This window comes from Allobosea sp. (assembly GCF_051860145.1).
GTDB lineage: Bacteria > Pseudomonadota > Alphaproteobacteria > Rhizobiales > Beijerinckiaceae > Allobosea.
Genome location: NZ_JBHYEM010000023.1, coordinates 34205 through 47744, shown reverse-complemented (window position 1 = coordinate 47744; position 13540 = coordinate 34205). Strand labels below are relative to the sequence as shown.

17 protein-coding genes are annotated in these 13540 nt (G+C 68.7%); 7 read left to right on the top strand and 10 right to left on the bottom strand.

Going from position 1 to position 13540, the window contains the following annotated elements; genetic code table 11:
* Positions 1–33 precede the first annotated feature (33 nt).
* The 10 genes from ACTIF2_RS24225 to hslV all read right to left on the bottom strand — a co-directional run bounded on the left by ACTIF2_RS24225 (position 34) and on the right by hslV (position 9160).
* Positions 34–876 carry a lysophospholipid acyltransferase family protein gene (locus ACTIF2_RS24225; protein ID WP_439499696.1) on the bottom strand — a complete coding sequence of 281 codons (843 nt, stop codon included), beginning with the start codon at positions 874–876 and terminating at the stop codon, positions 34–36.
* Complete coding sequence (locus ACTIF2_RS24220; protein WP_439499695.1) at positions 873–1385, bottom strand: GNAT family N-acetyltransferase; 513 nt, start codon at positions 1383–1385, stop codon at positions 873–875. The genes ACTIF2_RS24225 and ACTIF2_RS24220 overlap by 4 nt, the downstream gene beginning before the upstream one ends.
* A gap of 35 nt (positions 1386–1420) precedes the next feature.
* Positions 1421–2104 (bottom strand): tRNA (adenosine(37)-N6)-threonylcarbamoyltransferase complex dimerization subunit type 1 TsaB, encoded by a 684-nt coding sequence (gene tsaB, locus ACTIF2_RS24215; protein ID WP_439499694.1) that lies wholly within the window; start codon positions 2102–2104, stop codon positions 1421–1423.
* A gap of 161 nt (positions 2105–2265) precedes the next feature.
* Complete coding sequence (locus tag ACTIF2_RS24210; RefSeq protein WP_439499693.1) at positions 2266–2826, bottom strand: NifU family protein; 561 nt, start codon at positions 2824–2826, stop codon at positions 2266–2268.
* 103 nt (positions 2827–2929) lie between these two features.
* Positions 2930–3424, bottom strand: coding sequence for a universal stress protein (locus ACTIF2_RS24205; protein ID WP_439499692.1), 495 nt, complete (start codon positions 3422–3424; stop codon positions 2930–2932).
* A 92-nt stretch (positions 3425–3516) separates the two neighbouring features.
* Positions 3517–4566, bottom strand: coding sequence for a tryptophan--tRNA ligase (gene trpS, locus ACTIF2_RS24200; protein WP_439499691.1), 1050 nt, complete (start codon positions 4564–4566; stop codon positions 3517–3519).
* Between the two features lie 28 nt (positions 4567–4594).
* Positions 4595–6184, bottom strand: coding sequence for a murein biosynthesis integral membrane protein MurJ (gene murJ, locus ACTIF2_RS24195; RefSeq protein ID WP_439499690.1), 1590 nt, complete (start codon positions 6182–6184; stop codon positions 4595–4597).
* The gene (gene hslU, locus ACTIF2_RS24190) at positions 6184–7491 is read right to left on the bottom strand and encodes an ATP-dependent protease ATPase subunit HslU (protein WP_439499689.1); all 1308 of its coding nucleotides are present in this window, start codon (positions 7489–7491) and stop codon (positions 6184–6186) included. Before hslU ends, murJ begins: the two co-directional genes overlap by 1 nt.
* A complete protein-coding gene (locus ACTIF2_RS24185) occupies positions 7488–8594 on the bottom strand; it encodes a hypothetical protein (RefSeq protein ID WP_439499688.1) in 1107 nt (368 codons plus the stop codon). The genes hslU and ACTIF2_RS24185 overlap by 4 nt, the downstream gene beginning before the upstream one ends.
* Positions 8594–9160, bottom strand: coding sequence for an ATP-dependent protease subunit HslV (gene hslV / locus ACTIF2_RS24180; protein ID WP_439499687.1), 567 nt, complete (start codon positions 9158–9160; stop codon positions 8594–8596). Before hslV ends, ACTIF2_RS24185 begins: the two co-directional genes overlap by 1 nt.
* 269 nt (positions 9161–9429) lie before the next feature.
* Between hslV and hisB the strand changes: the two genes are divergently transcribed.
* The 7 genes from hisB to ACTIF2_RS24145 are packed head-to-tail and all read left to right on the top strand — an operon-like array spanning position 9430 to position 13510.
* Complete coding sequence (gene hisB / locus ACTIF2_RS24175; protein WP_439499686.1) at positions 9430–10017, top strand: imidazoleglycerol-phosphate dehydratase HisB; 588 nt, start codon at positions 9430–9432, stop codon at positions 10015–10017.
* Positions 10018–10030: 13 nt separating this feature from the next.
* Positions 10031–10519 carry a DUF2628 domain-containing protein gene (locus ACTIF2_RS24170; protein WP_439499685.1) on the top strand — a complete coding sequence of 163 codons (489 nt, stop codon included), beginning with the start codon at positions 10031–10033 and terminating at the stop codon, positions 10517–10519.
* Entirely contained in the window at positions 10516–11172 is a 657-nt protein-coding gene (gene hisH / locus ACTIF2_RS24165; protein ID WP_439499684.1) for an imidazole glycerol phosphate synthase subunit HisH, read from the top strand. Before ACTIF2_RS24170 ends, hisH begins: the two co-directional genes overlap by 4 nt.
* Positions 11160–11915 (top strand): 1-(5-phosphoribosyl)-5-[(5-phosphoribosylamino)methylideneamino]imidazole-4-carboxamide isomerase, encoded by a 756-nt coding sequence (hisA, locus tag ACTIF2_RS24160; protein ID WP_439499683.1) that lies wholly within the window; start codon positions 11160–11162, stop codon positions 11913–11915. The genes hisH and hisA overlap by 13 nt, the downstream gene beginning before the upstream one ends.
* Entirely contained in the window at positions 11912–12676 is a 765-nt protein-coding gene (hisF, locus tag ACTIF2_RS24155; protein ID WP_439499682.1) for an imidazole glycerol phosphate synthase subunit HisF, read from the top strand. Before hisA ends, hisF begins: the two co-directional genes overlap by 4 nt.
* Before the next feature lie 3 nt (positions 12677–12679).
* Positions 12680–13174 (top strand): hypothetical protein, encoded by a 495-nt coding sequence (locus tag ACTIF2_RS24150; RefSeq protein WP_439499681.1) that lies wholly within the window; start codon positions 12680–12682, stop codon positions 13172–13174.
* 15 nt (positions 13175–13189) lie between these two features.
* Complete coding sequence (locus tag ACTIF2_RS24145) at positions 13190–13510, top strand: phosphoribosyl-ATP diphosphatase (protein ID WP_439499680.1); 321 nt, start codon at positions 13190–13192, stop codon at positions 13508–13510.
* The last annotated feature ends 30 nt before the right edge of the window (positions 13511–13540 follow it).

The window sequence follows — 13540 nt, the reverse complement described above, 5'->3', positions numbered from 1 at the left end:
CCGGTGGAAATGTCTTCCGCCATAGGCGGTTCTTCAAGCAACATCCGCGCCATCGAGGTGGCGCTGATCCGGCGCCCCCGGCCGCCCGGTGATCGTCTCGCGGCGGGCCGCGCGGATCGCGCGCTCGGCGAGGCGCGTGGCCTCCTTGCGCGAGGTCCGGTGCCCCATGCGGATCGGCTCGCCCCAGGCGAGCTCGACATCGATCGCGCCGGCATCGAGCATGGCCTTGAGATGGGGTGCGAGTTCCATATCGCCATACCAGGCCAGCGCCGAGCGTTCGACGCGCCCGCCCGCCATCCCGTGAAAGCCGGTATAGGTGATGGCGAGGGGATAGATCGTGATGTCGCCGTCGCCGCCGTTGCGGCCGAGCGCCTCATGCGCGGCGCCGAGCAGCGCCGAGCGCAGCGGCAGGGTGCGGGTGCCGTCGCCGGTGGTGCCCTCGGCGAAGAGCACGACCGACTGGCCGTCCGAGATGCGCCGGCCCATCTCGGCCGTGACGCCGGCCGTCGCGGTCTTGCGCGAGCGGTCGATGAAGAGAGTGCGCTGGAGCTTCGCGAGCAGGCCGAACACCGGCCAGCCCGCGACCTCGGATTTCGCGACGAAACAGAGCCGGCGCTCGGCGCCGATCACCGAGATGTCGAGCCAGGAGACATGATTGGCGACGATGAGCGCGCCCTCGCCCGCCGGAGGAGGCGTTCCGCGCACCCGCCGCCTCACGCCCAGACAGGCGCAGCCGAAGCGATGGTACAGCAGGGGCAGTCCCAAGCCGTGGCGCGGCCCGAGCCGCAGCGCGACGAGCTGCATGGGAAGCAGCACGAGCGTGCCGATCGCCAGCACCGTGAGCCGCAGGATCGCGCCGGGGTGCAGGCCGTTCATGCCAGATCCAGCCGCATGGTGACGGCGGTCGTCCGGCTGCCATCCGGCTTCGGATAATAGCCCTTGCGGCGTCCGACCTCGCGGAAGCCGAAATGCCGGTACAGCCGGTCGGCTGCGATATTGCCGTCCTCGACCTCGAGATAGACATGCGCCGCGCCCCTGGCCGCGAGCTGGCTGATATGGGCGGCGAGAAGCGCCCGGCCGAAGCCGCTGCCGCGCCGTTGTGGCGCGACGACGATGCTGAGGATCTCGGCCTCGTCGGCCGCCAGGCGCGACATCGCGAAGCCAGCGGGGTTGGGGGCATTGCCGGGAAAGACGCCGTCGGCGACGACCGCCGCATCGACCAGGAGCCCGGCGCATTCGCCCGGCTCCCAGCCGCGCGCAAAGCCGCCGAGATGATGCAGCGCCGCGACATGGCGTGCGTGCCGCACGTCGAGGCGGGCGGTGCGCAGCGGTCCGCTATCGGGGTGGAGCAGTCGGTGCAGCCAGTCCATGCCGCTTGATCGCATGTTCCGGCGGCCTGGCAAGCGCGGAATCGATGAAATCAGCGCCGGGGCAGCCGGGCGCGGTCCTGCGGCGTGGTTTCCGGCTCCTTCAGATAGAGCGGGCGCGGCGGCGCGGCGGCCGGGTCGGCGAGCAGGCCGAGCCGCGCCACCCAGGTCACGTCGGGCGCCTTGGCGTCGTCGATGACCAGCGCGTCGAGCCCGATCGCCCAGGCTTCGTTGGCGATGGCGAGTGCCGCCGAGCCGACCAGGCTGACCGGACCCGCGCCGATCGCGCGCGCCGCGTCGCGGTGATTGACCTGACGCACCGAGACGAGCTGCTTGCCCTGCGCGTTCAGCGCCTGGAACCAGACCTGGCCATGCTTGGCGTCGAGCGCCGCCGCGATCACCCGGCCGGGCTCGCGGCCGACCAGCGGCGCGGCCGTGGCGGCCAGCGTCGTCACGCCGACGGCGGGGATTCCGGCCGCCAGGGCGATGGCGCGCGCCGCGCTGATCCCGACGCGCAGCCCGGTATAGCTGCCCGGGCCGATGGTGACGGCGACGCGGTCGAGCGAGGAGAAGCCGCCCTCGACCGCGTTCATCACGCGCTCGATCAGCGGCATCAGCGCTTCGGCATGGCCGCGGTCCATCGCGATCTGCTCGCGGGCGAGCGGCTTGGCCTCGCCCATCTCGAGCACGCAGGCAGAGCAGGCGCCGAGCGCGGTGTCGATCGCCAGGATGCGCATCACTGCCCCGTCGGATACTGATTCATGAACAGCCCATAGCATGTCATCCCGGGCGACCGAAGGGAGACCCGGGATCCATGCCGGAGCGCTGCCGAGAGATGTTCAGGCATGGATCCCGGATCTCCGCTTCGCTGCGTCCGGGATGACCGCGGAGAGGAGTGTCAGACGGCCTCGACCTCGCGCACATCCGGCAGGAAGTGGCGCAGCAGGTTCTGGATGCCGTGCTTCAGGGTCGCGGTCGAGGACGGGCAGCCCGCGCAGGAGCCCTTCATCGCCAGATAGACGACGCCGTCCTTGTAGCCGCGGAAGGTGATGTCGCCGCCATCGCCGGCCACCGCCGGGCGGATGCGCGTCTCCAAGAGGTCCTTGATCGTGTCGACGGTCGCGGCGTCCTCCGGTGCGAAGAACTCGCCCTCGTCCGTGACGTCGGCGCTCGAGCCGTCCGAGAGCACCGGCGCGCCCGACATGAAATGCTCCATGATGGCGCCGAGGATCGCGGGCTTGAGATGCGGCCACTCGCCACCGGACTTGGTCACGGTGATGAAATCGGAGCCGAGGAACACGCCCGAGACGCCGTCGACGGCGAAGAGCCGCGAGGCCAGCGGCGAGCGGTCCGCCTGGTCGGCATCGCGCAGCTCCAGCGTGCCGTCTGGCATGACGGTGCGGCCGGGCAGGAATTTCAGCGTCGCCGGGTTCGGCGTGGCTTCGGTCTGGATGAACATGGTCGCCTCCGGTTACGGACGGTTCAAGGCCGCCGCTCCTCCGCTCGATATAGGCACGTCGCTGGAATGATTCCAGCGCGAAGCGCGCCGCATCGACGCGCGCTCACGCCAGCGCGTCGATCTCCTCGTCCGCCAGGTGGCCGGGAACGATCGCGACCGGAATCGGGAAGGTGCCGGCCGATTTGCCGGCGAGCGCGCTGACCAGCGGTCCCGGGCCGTCGCGGCCGGTTCCGGCGGCGAGCACGAGCAGCGAGATGTCCTCGTCGGCCTCGATCAGCTTGACGAGCTCGTCGGCCTTGACGCCGGTGCGGACGATTTTCTCGGGCTCGAGTCCGGCGAGCGCACGCACCGCCGCTGCCGCTTCGTCGATCAGCCGCTCGGCCTCGGCCTCAGCCTCGGCCTGCATCACCTCGCCGACACCGAGCCAGGTCTCGTGCTCGGGCGGCGTGATCACGCCGAGCAGCACGATCGACGCGCCGATGCGGGCGCAGCGCCGCGCGGCGAAGCGCACGGCCTTGGAGCATTCGTCGCTGTCATCCACCACCGCGAGGAATTTCGGGCGATGGCCCGTTTCATAGGACCGCCGTCGCGTCACCATTGTCGTGAACCTGCCGCCGCTTCAGGAGGGGTCATGGTGGCCCGCGCCGCAACGTCAGCGCAAGCCCCCGCCAAATGTCGCTGGAGCCAGGCTCAGCGCCGGCTGACGAAGCCGACGACGTCCTTGACGTCGCGCATGATCGGCGCGGCGATCGCGGCCGCCCGCTCGGCGCCCTCGCCGAGAATCGCGTCGATATGCGAAGGCTCGGCGAGCAGCCGACGCATCTCGCCGGCGATCGGCGCGAGCTTCGCCACGGCGAGGTCGACCAGCGCCCCCTTGAAGGCCGAGAACTGGCCGCCGCCGAAGCGCGCCAGCACCTGCGCCCGGCTTTCGCCACTGAGGCCGGCATAGATGCCGACGAGGTTTTCGGCCTCGGGCCGGCCTTCCAGGCCCTTCTCCTCGGAGGGCAGGGCCTCGGGATCGGTCTTCGCCTTGCGCACCTTCTGGGCGATCGTCTCGGCATCGTCGGTGAGGTTGATGCGCGAATAGTCGGACGGGTCGGATTTCGACATCTTCTTGGTGCCGTCGCGCAGGCTCATCACGCGCGGCGCCGGGCCCTGGATCATCGGCTCGGGCAGCGGAAAGAAGCCGAGATCGCCGGTGCCGAGGCCCCTGGCGGCGATCTCGTCGCCGAAGTCGTTGTTGAACTTCTGCGCGATGTCGCGCGCCAGCTCGAGATGCTGCTTCTGGTCCTCGCCGACCGGCACATGCGTCGCCTTGTAGACCAGGATGTCGGCCGCCATCAGGTTCGGATAGGCATAGAGGCCGACCGAGGCGTTCTCGCGGTCCTTGCCGGCCTTCTCCTTGAACTGGGTCATCCGGTTCAGCCAGCCGAGCCGGGCGACGCAGTTGAACACCCAGGCGAGCTCGGCATGCTGCGCGACCTGGCTCTGGTTGAAGATGATGCTCTTCTTGGGATCGACGCCGGCGGCGAGATAGGCCGCGGTCACCTCGCGGATCGCGCGCGTCAATTCGGCCGGATCCTGCCAGGTGGTGATCGCGTGCATGTCGACGACGCAATAGATGCAGTCATGCGTCTTCTGCATCGCCACCCAGTTGGTCAGCGCGCCGAGATAATTGCCGAGATGCAGCGTCGAGGTCGGCTGCATGCCGGAAAAGACGCGTTGGGGGAAACCGGCCATCGGGCGCTCCTCAAGTCGCGAGCGGGTATCAGGAACGCGGCGTTCTGGCGGAAGCGCGGGAAAGGCGCAAGAGCGGCGCTCCGAAAGCGCCAAGGAGAGCGCCGACGAGCCCGTAGGTCGCAAGCCCGCCGAGACAGAGCGCCGCCAGCGCTGCGGCCCGTCCGATCACCGGTTGGCCGGGCGCGAGCGCCGCCGCCAGCAAAGGCTGGAGAAGCTGCAGCGCCACCAGCATCGCCGCGCTGGCGACGCCGATCGCGATGATCGGCCGCAGGCTCGCGAGGCTCGGTCGCCAGACGCCTTCGCGCCGAAGCTGGAGGGAGAGCAGGACCGCCTGGGCGATGAAGGCGAGGCTCGCCGCCAGCGCGCCCACCGCCGCGGCGTCGCGGCCACCGGCGTCGCCGAAGCCCGCGAATCCGGCCACCAGCACCGCCGCCAATCCGGCGAGAAGCGGCGCGCGCGGCTCGTTGCGGGCGAAATAGACCTGTCCGAAGACCTTGGCCATCACCGCGAAGGGCAGGCCGAGCGCGAATCCCGCCAGGGCTGCCGCGGTGCGCCCGCGATCCTCGGCACTGAAGCGGCCATGCTCGAACAGGACCGAGACGATCGGCTCGGCCAGCGCCGCCAGCGCGACCGCGGCCGGAACGGCGAGCGCGAGCCCGAGCGTCAGCGCCCGTCCGAGCGTCGCGTCATGCTCGCTCGCATTCGCGCTCGCCATGTCCGACAGCACGACCGTTCCCATCGCCACGCCGACGAAGCCGAGCGGGAGCTGGAAGATCCGGTCGGCGTAATACAGCGCGGCGACCGAGCCGGGCTCGGACGAGGCGATCTGCGTCGCGAGCAGCAGCACGAGCTGGGAGGCCGAGGCGGCCAGCAACGTCGCGCCGCCCGTGCGCACGAGCCGCGTCATCTCCGGCGACCAGCGCAGGCTCGGGCGCGGCAGCCCGGAGGCGCGCAGCCGGAGCAGGATCAGGCCGAGATGGGCGAGCCCGGTCAGGCTGACGCACGAGGCGAGCAGGCTGGCGCTGGCCGCGGCTTCCGCCCCTTGCCACAGCAGCCAGAGAAGCACGCCGAGCAGGATGGCGTTCATCAGCGCGGGCGCCAGCGCCGCGGTGGTGAAGCGCCGTTCGGCATTGAGCAGCGCCGCCAGCAGCGCGGCGAGCGTCGTCAGCAGCAGGAAGGGCAGCATCAGGCGGGTATAGTGCGCGGCCAGCGCCAGCGTGTCGGGCTCGTCCGCGAAGCCGCCGGCCAGCCCCAGCACCAGCCAGGGCGCAAAAATCTCGCCGAGCGCGACCAGGATGACGAGCAGCAGGCCGAGCTGCGCCGCCGCCTCGCCGGCGAAGCGGCGCGCCGCCGCCTCGCCTTGGGCGCCTTTGATCTCGAGATAGAGCGGCACGAAAGGCGCGTTCAGCCCGCCCTCGCCGAGCACGCGCCGGACGAGATTGGGCAGGCGCAGGGCCGCGAGAAAGGCATCCGCCACCGGCCCCACGCCGAGCAGGCGGGCGATCAGCACGTCGCGGGCGAAGCCGAGCAGGCGCGACAGGATCGTCGCCGCGCCGACGATGACGGAATCGCGGGCGATGCGAGATTTGGCCGGCGTCGCTTCCGCCGGCGGCTGCATCACAGAATGAACCGGCTCAGGTCCGCGTTCTTCGCCAGATCGCCGATGCGCGCCTCGACGTAAGCGGCGTCGATCGTCACTGTCTCGCCGGAGCGGTCGGTCGCGGTGAAGGAGATCTCGTCGAGGATGCGCTCGATCACGGTCTGCAGCCGTCGCGCCCCGATATTCTCGACCGTGGAGTTCACCATCACGGCGATGCGGGCGATGGCGTCGATCGCGTCGGGGGTGAAATCGACCGTGACCTCCTCGGTCGCCATCAGCGCCACGGTCTGCTTGATCAGGCTCGCCTCGGTCTCGGTCAGGATGCGCTTGAAATCCTCGACGTCGAGCGGCTGCAGCTCGACGCGGATCGGCAGCCGGCCCTGCAGCTCGGGCAGGAGGTCGGAGGGGCGCGAGACATGGAATGCGCCCGACGCGATGAACAGGATATGGTCGCTCTTCACCGGTCCGTGCTTGGTCGCGACGGTGGTGCCCTCGATCAGAGGCAGCAGGTCGCGCTGCACGCCTTCGCGCGAGACGTCGGCGCCGCCCTTGCCCTCGCGGGCGCAGATCTTGTCGATCTCGTCGAGGAAGACGATGCCGTTATTCTCGACCTCGCGGATCGCGGCCTGCACGATGGCGTCCTGGTCGATCAGCTTGTCGCTCTCCTCGGCGACCAGCGGGCCATAGGCGTCCTTGACCAGGACGCGGCGCGGCTTGCCCTTCTGGCCAAACGCCTTGCCGAACATGTCGCCGAGATTGATCGCGCCGATCGAGGCGCCGGGCATGCCGGGCAGCTCGAACATCGGCGTGGTCGAGGCGCCTCCGGCGATCTCGACCTCGATCTCCTTGTCGTCGAGCTCGTTGGCGCGCAGCTTGCGGCGGAAGGAATCACGCGTCGCCGGGCTCGCGGTCGAGCCGACCAGCGCGTCGAGCACGCGTTCCTCGGCGGCGACATGGGCCTTGGCCTGCACGTCCTTGCGCCTCGAATCGCGCACCAGGCCGATGCCGATCTCGACCAGGTCGCGAATGATCGATTCGACGTCGCGGCCGACATAGCCGACCTCGGTGAACTTGGTCGCCTCGACCTTGAGGAAAGGCGCGTTGGCGAGCCGCGCGAGGCGCCGCGCGATCTCGGTCTTGCCGCAGCCGGTCGGCCCGATCATCAGGATGTTCTTGGGCGCGACCTCCTCGCGCAGCGGTCCCTCCAACTGCTGCCGGCGCCAGCGGTTGCGCAGCGCGATGGCCACGGCGCGCTTGGCGTCCTTCTGGCCGACGATGAAGCGGTCGAGCTCGGAAACGATCTCGCGGGGGGAAAAGGACGTCATCTGGATTCCGGTAGAGCGATGGGGGGAAGCCGGTCGGCGAACTGTCCGAGCGGAAGAAGCGGCATGAGCCACGTGCGCAAGGCGCGCCAGCCGGCCGACAGCGCGAGCACGACGATCGCGAGTCCGAGCAGCGCGAGCGGCAGGCTCAGATTGCTCGAGACGTTCTGCGAGATCAGATAGGCGATCGCCACGCCGGCATAGCTCAGGCCGGCGACGAGGAGCGCGCGCCGGTCGATCACCAGCGCCGCGAAGCCCAGCAGGACGAAGAGCGCGAGGACGACCAGCGCCTGCACCGTCGAGATCTGGTCGAGGCCGCCGGTGGCGAGGTGAATGACCGGATGGACGATCAGCGGGGCGGCGAGCAGATGCAGCCAGAAGGCGCTGTCGGAGCGGCGGGTCAGGCGTCGCGGATCGCCCATGTCGAGGCGCATCGCCACGATGAAGACCGCGACGCCGACCACGAAGGCGATCGGCGTCAGGTAGTCGCGGACGAGCCACGGCACGAGCGCCAGCAGCGCGCCGCCGAGCATGCCGACGCAGCCGGCCGCGACGATCGCGCCGTCGATCGGCACCTTGAAGCGCCAGTGGTGCAGCCCTGCCGCGGCCGCGACGGCGAGCCCGGCGGCGAGGATCATCCAGCCCTCGGTGGCGTCGCGGCCGAGCGCCGCCATGCGCAGGGGAGCCCGCATGCCGCTCGCGGCGAGGAAACCGGCCGCAGCCGCGAACATCAGCGCCAGCGCGATCGAGGGCAGGGCCAGCCGCATCCGGCGCGAGAACCACTCCGCCAGGCCCCAGGCGACGATCAGGCCCGTCAGCGCGAAAGCCTCGCCGAGCCCCAGCACGCGCGCCAGGGCCAGGAGCGCGCCGGCGAGCAATCCGACGCCGATGGTCACGAACACGTCGTTGAAGCCGCCGATCAGGCGGAAGCGCTCGTCGTCCGGGTCGATCGGCCGGGCGTCCTCGGCCGCGAAGGTCGGGGCCAGCGCCGCTCCGCTCGCCTTTTCCGCCGCCCGGCGCGTCTCGACGAGATGGCGCAGGCGGATCGCCTGGGCGCGGTCGATGATGCCATCCGCGATGGCCGCGTCGAGATCGTCCTCGCGCATCAGGCGGTCTCCAGACTCTCGATGACGAGGCTCTGATTGGTATAGACGCAAATCTCGCCGGCGATGCGCATCGCCTTGGTGACGATCGCCTCGGCATCGAGCTCGCTGTCGATCAGCGCGCGCGCTGCGGCGAGCGCGAAATTGCCGCCCGAGCCGATCGCCATCACCGAGCCGTGCTCGCTTGCCTCCGGCTCCAGCACGTCGCCGGTCCCGGACAGGAGCAGGCTGACCTCCTTGTCGCAGACCAGCAGCATCGCCTCGAGCCGGCGCAGATAGCGGTCGGTGCGCCAGTCCTTGGCCATCTCGACGCAGGCGCGCAGCAACTGCGTCGGATACTGGTCGAGCTTGGCCTCTAGCCGCTCGAACAGCGTGAAGGCATCGGCCGTTGCGCCGGCGAAGCCCGCGATCACAGCGCCCTTGGCGAGGCGGCGCACCTTCTTGGCATTGCCCTTCATGATGGTCTGGCCGAGCGAGACCTGGCCGTCGCCGCCGATCACCACGCGGCCGCCCTTGCGCACCATCAGGATGGTGGTGGCGTGCATCACGGGGGCATTGCTCTCGGACATGCGATTGGCCTCGGCTGGATCGTGACAGGTGCCGCCAACATGTTCAGGCTTGGCCCCGGTATCAAGAGCAAGCCGTTCAAACGGCCAGTTTGGCGTCATTCTCGGGCGGAGCGAAGCGCAGACCCGAGAATCTCGTGGAGGTCAGGCTTCATCGTCCTGAGATGTTCGGGTCAAGCCCGAACATGACGGCGGCCGGCGACCTTCGTCATGGCCTTCCCGCCGCCCGCCTGCTAAAGCGAGCCGCAATCCACCGGATCACAGAGGCCAGCATGCGTTCGGGCGAAGTGAAGCGCCGCACCAACGAAACCGACATCTCGGTGAAGCTCGTGCTCGACGGCACGGGCAAGGCCGAGATCGCGACCGGCGTCGGCTTCTTCGACCATATGCTCGATCTCTTCGCCCGCCATTCGCTGATCGACCTTGTGGTCAAGGTGAAGGGCGACACCCATATCGACGATCATCATTCGGTCGAGGATGCCGGCATCGCGCTCGGCGAGGCGCTCAAAGCCGCGCTCGGCGACAAGAAGGGCATCCGCCGCTATGCCGACGTCCATCTGCCGATGGACGAGACGCTGACCCGCGTCGCCGTCGATGTCTCCGGCCGGCCCTTCCTGGTGTTCCGCACCAGCTTCCAGGCCGAGAAGATCGGCACCTTCGATACCGAGCTGGTGCGCGAGTTCTTCCAGGCCTTCGCGATCAATGCCGGGCTGACCCTGCATGTCGAGACGCTCTATGGCGACAATGCCCACCATATCGCCGAGAGCTGCTTCAAGGGCCTGGCGCGGGCCCTGCGGCAGGCACTCGAGGTCGATCCGCGCGAGGGCGGCCGCGTGCCGTCCACCAAGGGCGCGCTCTAGAGGGACCTGTGACATGGCGTTCTACACTGTCCTGATCCCGCCGCCGGGTTCCGGCGGCCAGCGCGACGAGATCGAGCGGGCGCGGCTCCTGCCCGATAGCTTCACCTGGTCGGCCTTCGTGCTGACCGGGCTCTGGCTGCTCTACAAGCGCCTCTGGCTGGCGACGCTTCTCTTCGCGCTGGTCTGGGGCGCGGTCTATTACGCCCAGCGCGATCTCGGCCTGGCCAGCGGCGCCGCGCTGCTGACCCAGTTCGCCATCGGCCTGTTCCTTGGGCTCGAAGGCCAGAACCTGATCGTCCGCAAGCTGCTGCGCCAGGGCTGGCGCCTGGCCGACGTGGTCGAGGCGCAAAACCTCGCCAGCGCCGAGCGCCGCTATTTCGAGCGGGCACTCGAGGAGCGGCCGGCCGCGCCGCCGCGCGATCCCGCTCCGGCGACGACGCGCTTCCCGGTCTCCGGCCCGCTGCCGGTGATCGGGCTCTTCCCCGAGGCGCGGGGCCGATGAGCCAGAGCGTCGCCATCATCGATTACGGCTCGGGCAACCTGCACTCCGCCGCCAAGGCCTTCGAGCGCGCGGCCGGCGAATCCGGCATCGCCTCGACGATCCGCGTCACCAGCGATCCGGCGCAGGTGCGCGCCGCCGATCGCATCGTGCTGCCCGGCGTCGGCGCCTTCGCCGATTGCCGGCGCGGGCTCGATGCCGTGCCCGGCATGGTCGAGGTCCTGGAAGAAGTCGTGCGCGGCAAGCAGCGCCCCTTCCTCGGCATCTGCGTCGGCATGCAGCTGATGGCGAGCCGCGGGCTGGAATACACCGTCACCGATGGGCTCGGCTGGATTCCGGGCGATGTCGCCCTGATCAGGCCGACCGACGAGAGCCTCAAGATCCCGCATATGGGCTGGAACAACCTGCATGCGCAGGACGAGCATCCCTTGCTCGCCGGCATCGAGACAGGCCCTGATGGGCTCCACGCCTATTTCGTGCATTCCTACGCGCTCACCGCTGAGCGCCCGGAGGATGTGTTGGCGCTGACCGATTATGGCGGCCCGGTCACCGCGATGGTGGCGCGCGGCAACCTCGCCGGCACGCAGTTCCATCCCGAGAAGAGCCAGAAGTTCGGGCTGAAGCTGATCGCCAACTTCCTCGGATGGACGCCGTGATCCTGTTCCCCGCCATCGATCTTAAGGAAGGCCGCTGCGTCCGCCTGAAGCAGGGCGACATGGCGCAGGCGACGATCTTCAACGACGATCCCGCCGCTCAGGCCGCCGAATTCGAGCGCCAGGGCTTTCAATGGCTCCATGTCGTCGATCTCGACGGCGCCTTCGCCGGCAAGCCGATGAACGCGGCCGCGGTCGAGGCCATTCTCGCCCGCGTCGCCTTCCCGGTGCAGCTTGGCGGCGGCATTCGCGACATGGCGACGGTCGAGGGCTGGCTTCGGAAGGGCATCCGCCGCGTCATCATCGGTACGGCCGCGCTGCGCGATCCCGATTTCGTCCGCGAGGCGGCAAAAGCTTTTCCGGGCCAGGTCGCGGTCGGCATCGATGCGCGCGACGGCTTCGTCGCGGTCGAGGGCTGGGCCGAGACCTCGGCGCTCGCCGCCGACGATCTCGGGCGGCGCTTCGAGGATGCCGGCGTCGCCGCGATCATCTATACCGACATCGCCCGCGACGGCATGCTCCAGGGCATCAACTGGGACGGCACCATCGCGCTGGCCCATGCCCTGTCGATCCCGGTCATCGCCTCGGGCGGGCTTGCCTCGATGGCCGATATCGAGCGGCTCTGCGCGCCCGACGCCGCGATCCTTGAGGGCGCGATCACCGGCCGCGCGCTCTATGACGGGCGCATCGACCCGGCTGCGGCGCTGGCGCGCCTCGCTCAGGCCAACGAGGGCAAGGCGGCATGACCCTGAAGACCCGCATCATCCCCTGCCTCGACGTCAAGGACGGCCGCGTCGTCAAGGGCGTGAAATTCCTCGATCTCGTCGATGCCGGCGATCCGGTCGAGGCCGCCAAGGCCTATGACGCGGCCGGCGCCGACGAGCTCTGCTTCCTCGACATCACCGCGAGCCACGAGGATCGCGGCATCCTGCTCGACGTGGTGACGCGCACGGCCGAGGCCTGCTTCATGCCGCTCACCGTCGGCGGCGGCGTGCGCAAGGTCGAGGATATCCGCGCCCTGCTGCTGGCCGGGGCCGACAAGGTCTCGATCAACACCGCAGCCGTCACCAATCGCGGTTTCGTCAAGGAAGCGGCGGAGAAATTCGGCGACCAGTGCATCGTCGTCGCCATCGACGCCAAACAGGTGACGCCCGGCCATTGGGAGATTTTCACCCATGGCGGGCGCAACGCCACCGGGCTCGACGCCGTCGCCTTCGCCCGCGAGGTCGTCTCGCTCGGCGCCGGCGAATTGCTCGTCACCTCGATGGATCGCGACGGCACCAAGTCGGGCTATGATCTCGGCCTGGTCCAGCGTATTGCCGACGCGGTCCCGGTCCCGGTGATCGCGTCCGGCGGCGTCGGCGATCTCGACGATCTCGTCGCGGGCGTGCGCGAAGGCCGCGCCAGCGCCGTCCTCGCGGCCTCGATCTTCCATTTCGGCACCTATACGATCGCGCAGGCCAAGGCCCATATGGCGGCGGCCGGGCTGGCGATGCGGCTGGATTAAGCGATGCTCAGCTTGCACGTTAGTGAGCTGAGTGAATACAGCCGGTCGGTTGCGCGATTGATTGCAAAGCATCGGCCGGCATGGCTTGCACATGCTATGGTGATTGAAGTCGAGGATGCACAGCATAAGGCCTTAGAGGTCAGAATCCCGAACGCCAAGCTCATTGGCCCAATTGCTATTGTGACGGATCGCGACGAATTGACGGTTTGGGTTTCGGATTATTTCCATGATCATTTTGGCGGGTACGCGGAAGTTGAGAGCGAAGAATATTTTGGAAACGCGCTCGATTTTATAGATAGTGTTATATCAGATGAATGTATTATTTATTGGGTGCTTCAGGATAAGAAATGGATCAAAAGCGGGATTATTGATATGGTCAGGATTGACCTTCTGAAGGATGTTCCAGTAGGGAATTATGATATATTTATACGATCATGGTCGGGTACTTACGATCAGGAGCGTGCCATTGATGTCGATGTCTTCAACAAGCTGTGGTAGCCAAGGCTCATAAGCGTGACCACCTTCACCCTGTCCGACCTCGAAAGGATCGTCGCCGAGCGCGCGAAAGCCGCGCCCGATGAATCCTGGACGGCCAAGCTCCTCGCCGCCGGTCCGGAACGCGCGGCGAAGAAGCTCGGCGAGGAGGCGGTCGAGGCCGTCATCGCCGCCGTGAAGGGCGATCGCGCCGAGCTGATCGCCGAAAGCGCCGATTTGCTCTATCATCTTTTGGTCGTGCTCAAGGCCCGCGATGTTGCATTGCAAGATGTCTTGAGCCAGCTTGAGGCCCGTACCGCCCGGTCCGGTCTGGCTGAGAAGGCGGCGAGGAAGTCCTGAGACATGTCACCGGAGGCCGGCGCCGGCATC

What these genes read in the sequence shown, in the direction of transcription:
- ACTIF2_RS24225 (WP_439499696.1), bottom strand. Translation starts at nt 876, where the DNA reads ATGAACGGCCTGCACCCCGGCGCGATCCTGCGGCTCACGGTGCTGGCG.
- ACTIF2_RS24220 (WP_439499695.1), bottom strand. Translation starts at nt 1,385, where the DNA reads ATGCGATCAAGCGGCATGGACTGGCTGCACCGACTGCTCCACCCCGAT.
- tsaB (WP_439499694.1), bottom strand. Translation starts at nt 2,104, where the DNA reads ATGCGCATCCTGGCGATCGACACCGCGCTCGGCGCCTGCTCTGCCTGC.
- ACTIF2_RS24210 (WP_439499693.1), bottom strand. Translation starts at nt 2,826, where the DNA reads ATGTTCATCCAGACCGAAGCCACGCCGAACCCGGCGACGCTGAAATTC.
- ACTIF2_RS24205 (WP_439499692.1), bottom strand. Translation starts at nt 3,424, where the DNA reads ATGGTGACGCGACGGCGGTCCTATGAAACGGGCCATCGCCCGAAATTC.
- trpS (WP_439499691.1), bottom strand. Translation starts at nt 4,566, where the DNA reads ATGGCCGGTTTCCCCCAACGCGTCTTTTCCGGCATGCAGCCGACCTCG.
- murJ (WP_439499690.1), bottom strand. Translation starts at nt 6,184, where the DNA reads ATGCAGCCGCCGGCGGAAGCGACGCCGGCCAAATCTCGCATCGCCCGC.
- hslU (WP_439499689.1), bottom strand. Translation starts at nt 7,491, where the DNA reads ATGACGTCCTTTTCCCCCCGCGAGATCGTTTCCGAGCTCGACCGCTTC.
- ACTIF2_RS24185 (WP_439499688.1), bottom strand. Translation starts at nt 8,594, where the DNA reads ATGCGCGAGGACGATCTCGACGCGGCCATCGCGGATGGCATCATCGAC.
- hslV (WP_439499687.1), bottom strand. Translation starts at nt 9,160, where the DNA reads ATGTCCGAGAGCAATGCCCCCGTGATGCACGCCACCACCATCCTGATG.
- hisB (WP_439499686.1), top strand. Translation starts at nt 9,430, where the DNA reads ATGCGTTCGGGCGAAGTGAAGCGCCGCACCAACGAAACCGACATCTCG.
- ACTIF2_RS24170 (WP_439499685.1), top strand. Translation starts at nt 10,031, where the DNA reads ATGGCGTTCTACACTGTCCTGATCCCGCCGCCGGGTTCCGGCGGCCAG.
- hisH (WP_439499684.1), top strand. Translation starts at nt 10,516, where the DNA reads ATGAGCCAGAGCGTCGCCATCATCGATTACGGCTCGGGCAACCTGCAC.
- hisA (WP_439499683.1), top strand. Translation starts at nt 11,160, where the DNA reads ATGGACGCCGTGATCCTGTTCCCCGCCATCGATCTTAAGGAAGGCCGC.
- hisF (WP_439499682.1), top strand. Translation starts at nt 11,912, where the DNA reads ATGACCCTGAAGACCCGCATCATCCCCTGCCTCGACGTCAAGGACGGC.
- ACTIF2_RS24150 (WP_439499681.1), top strand. Translation starts at nt 12,680, where the DNA reads ATGCTCAGCTTGCACGTTAGTGAGCTGAGTGAATACAGCCGGTCGGTT.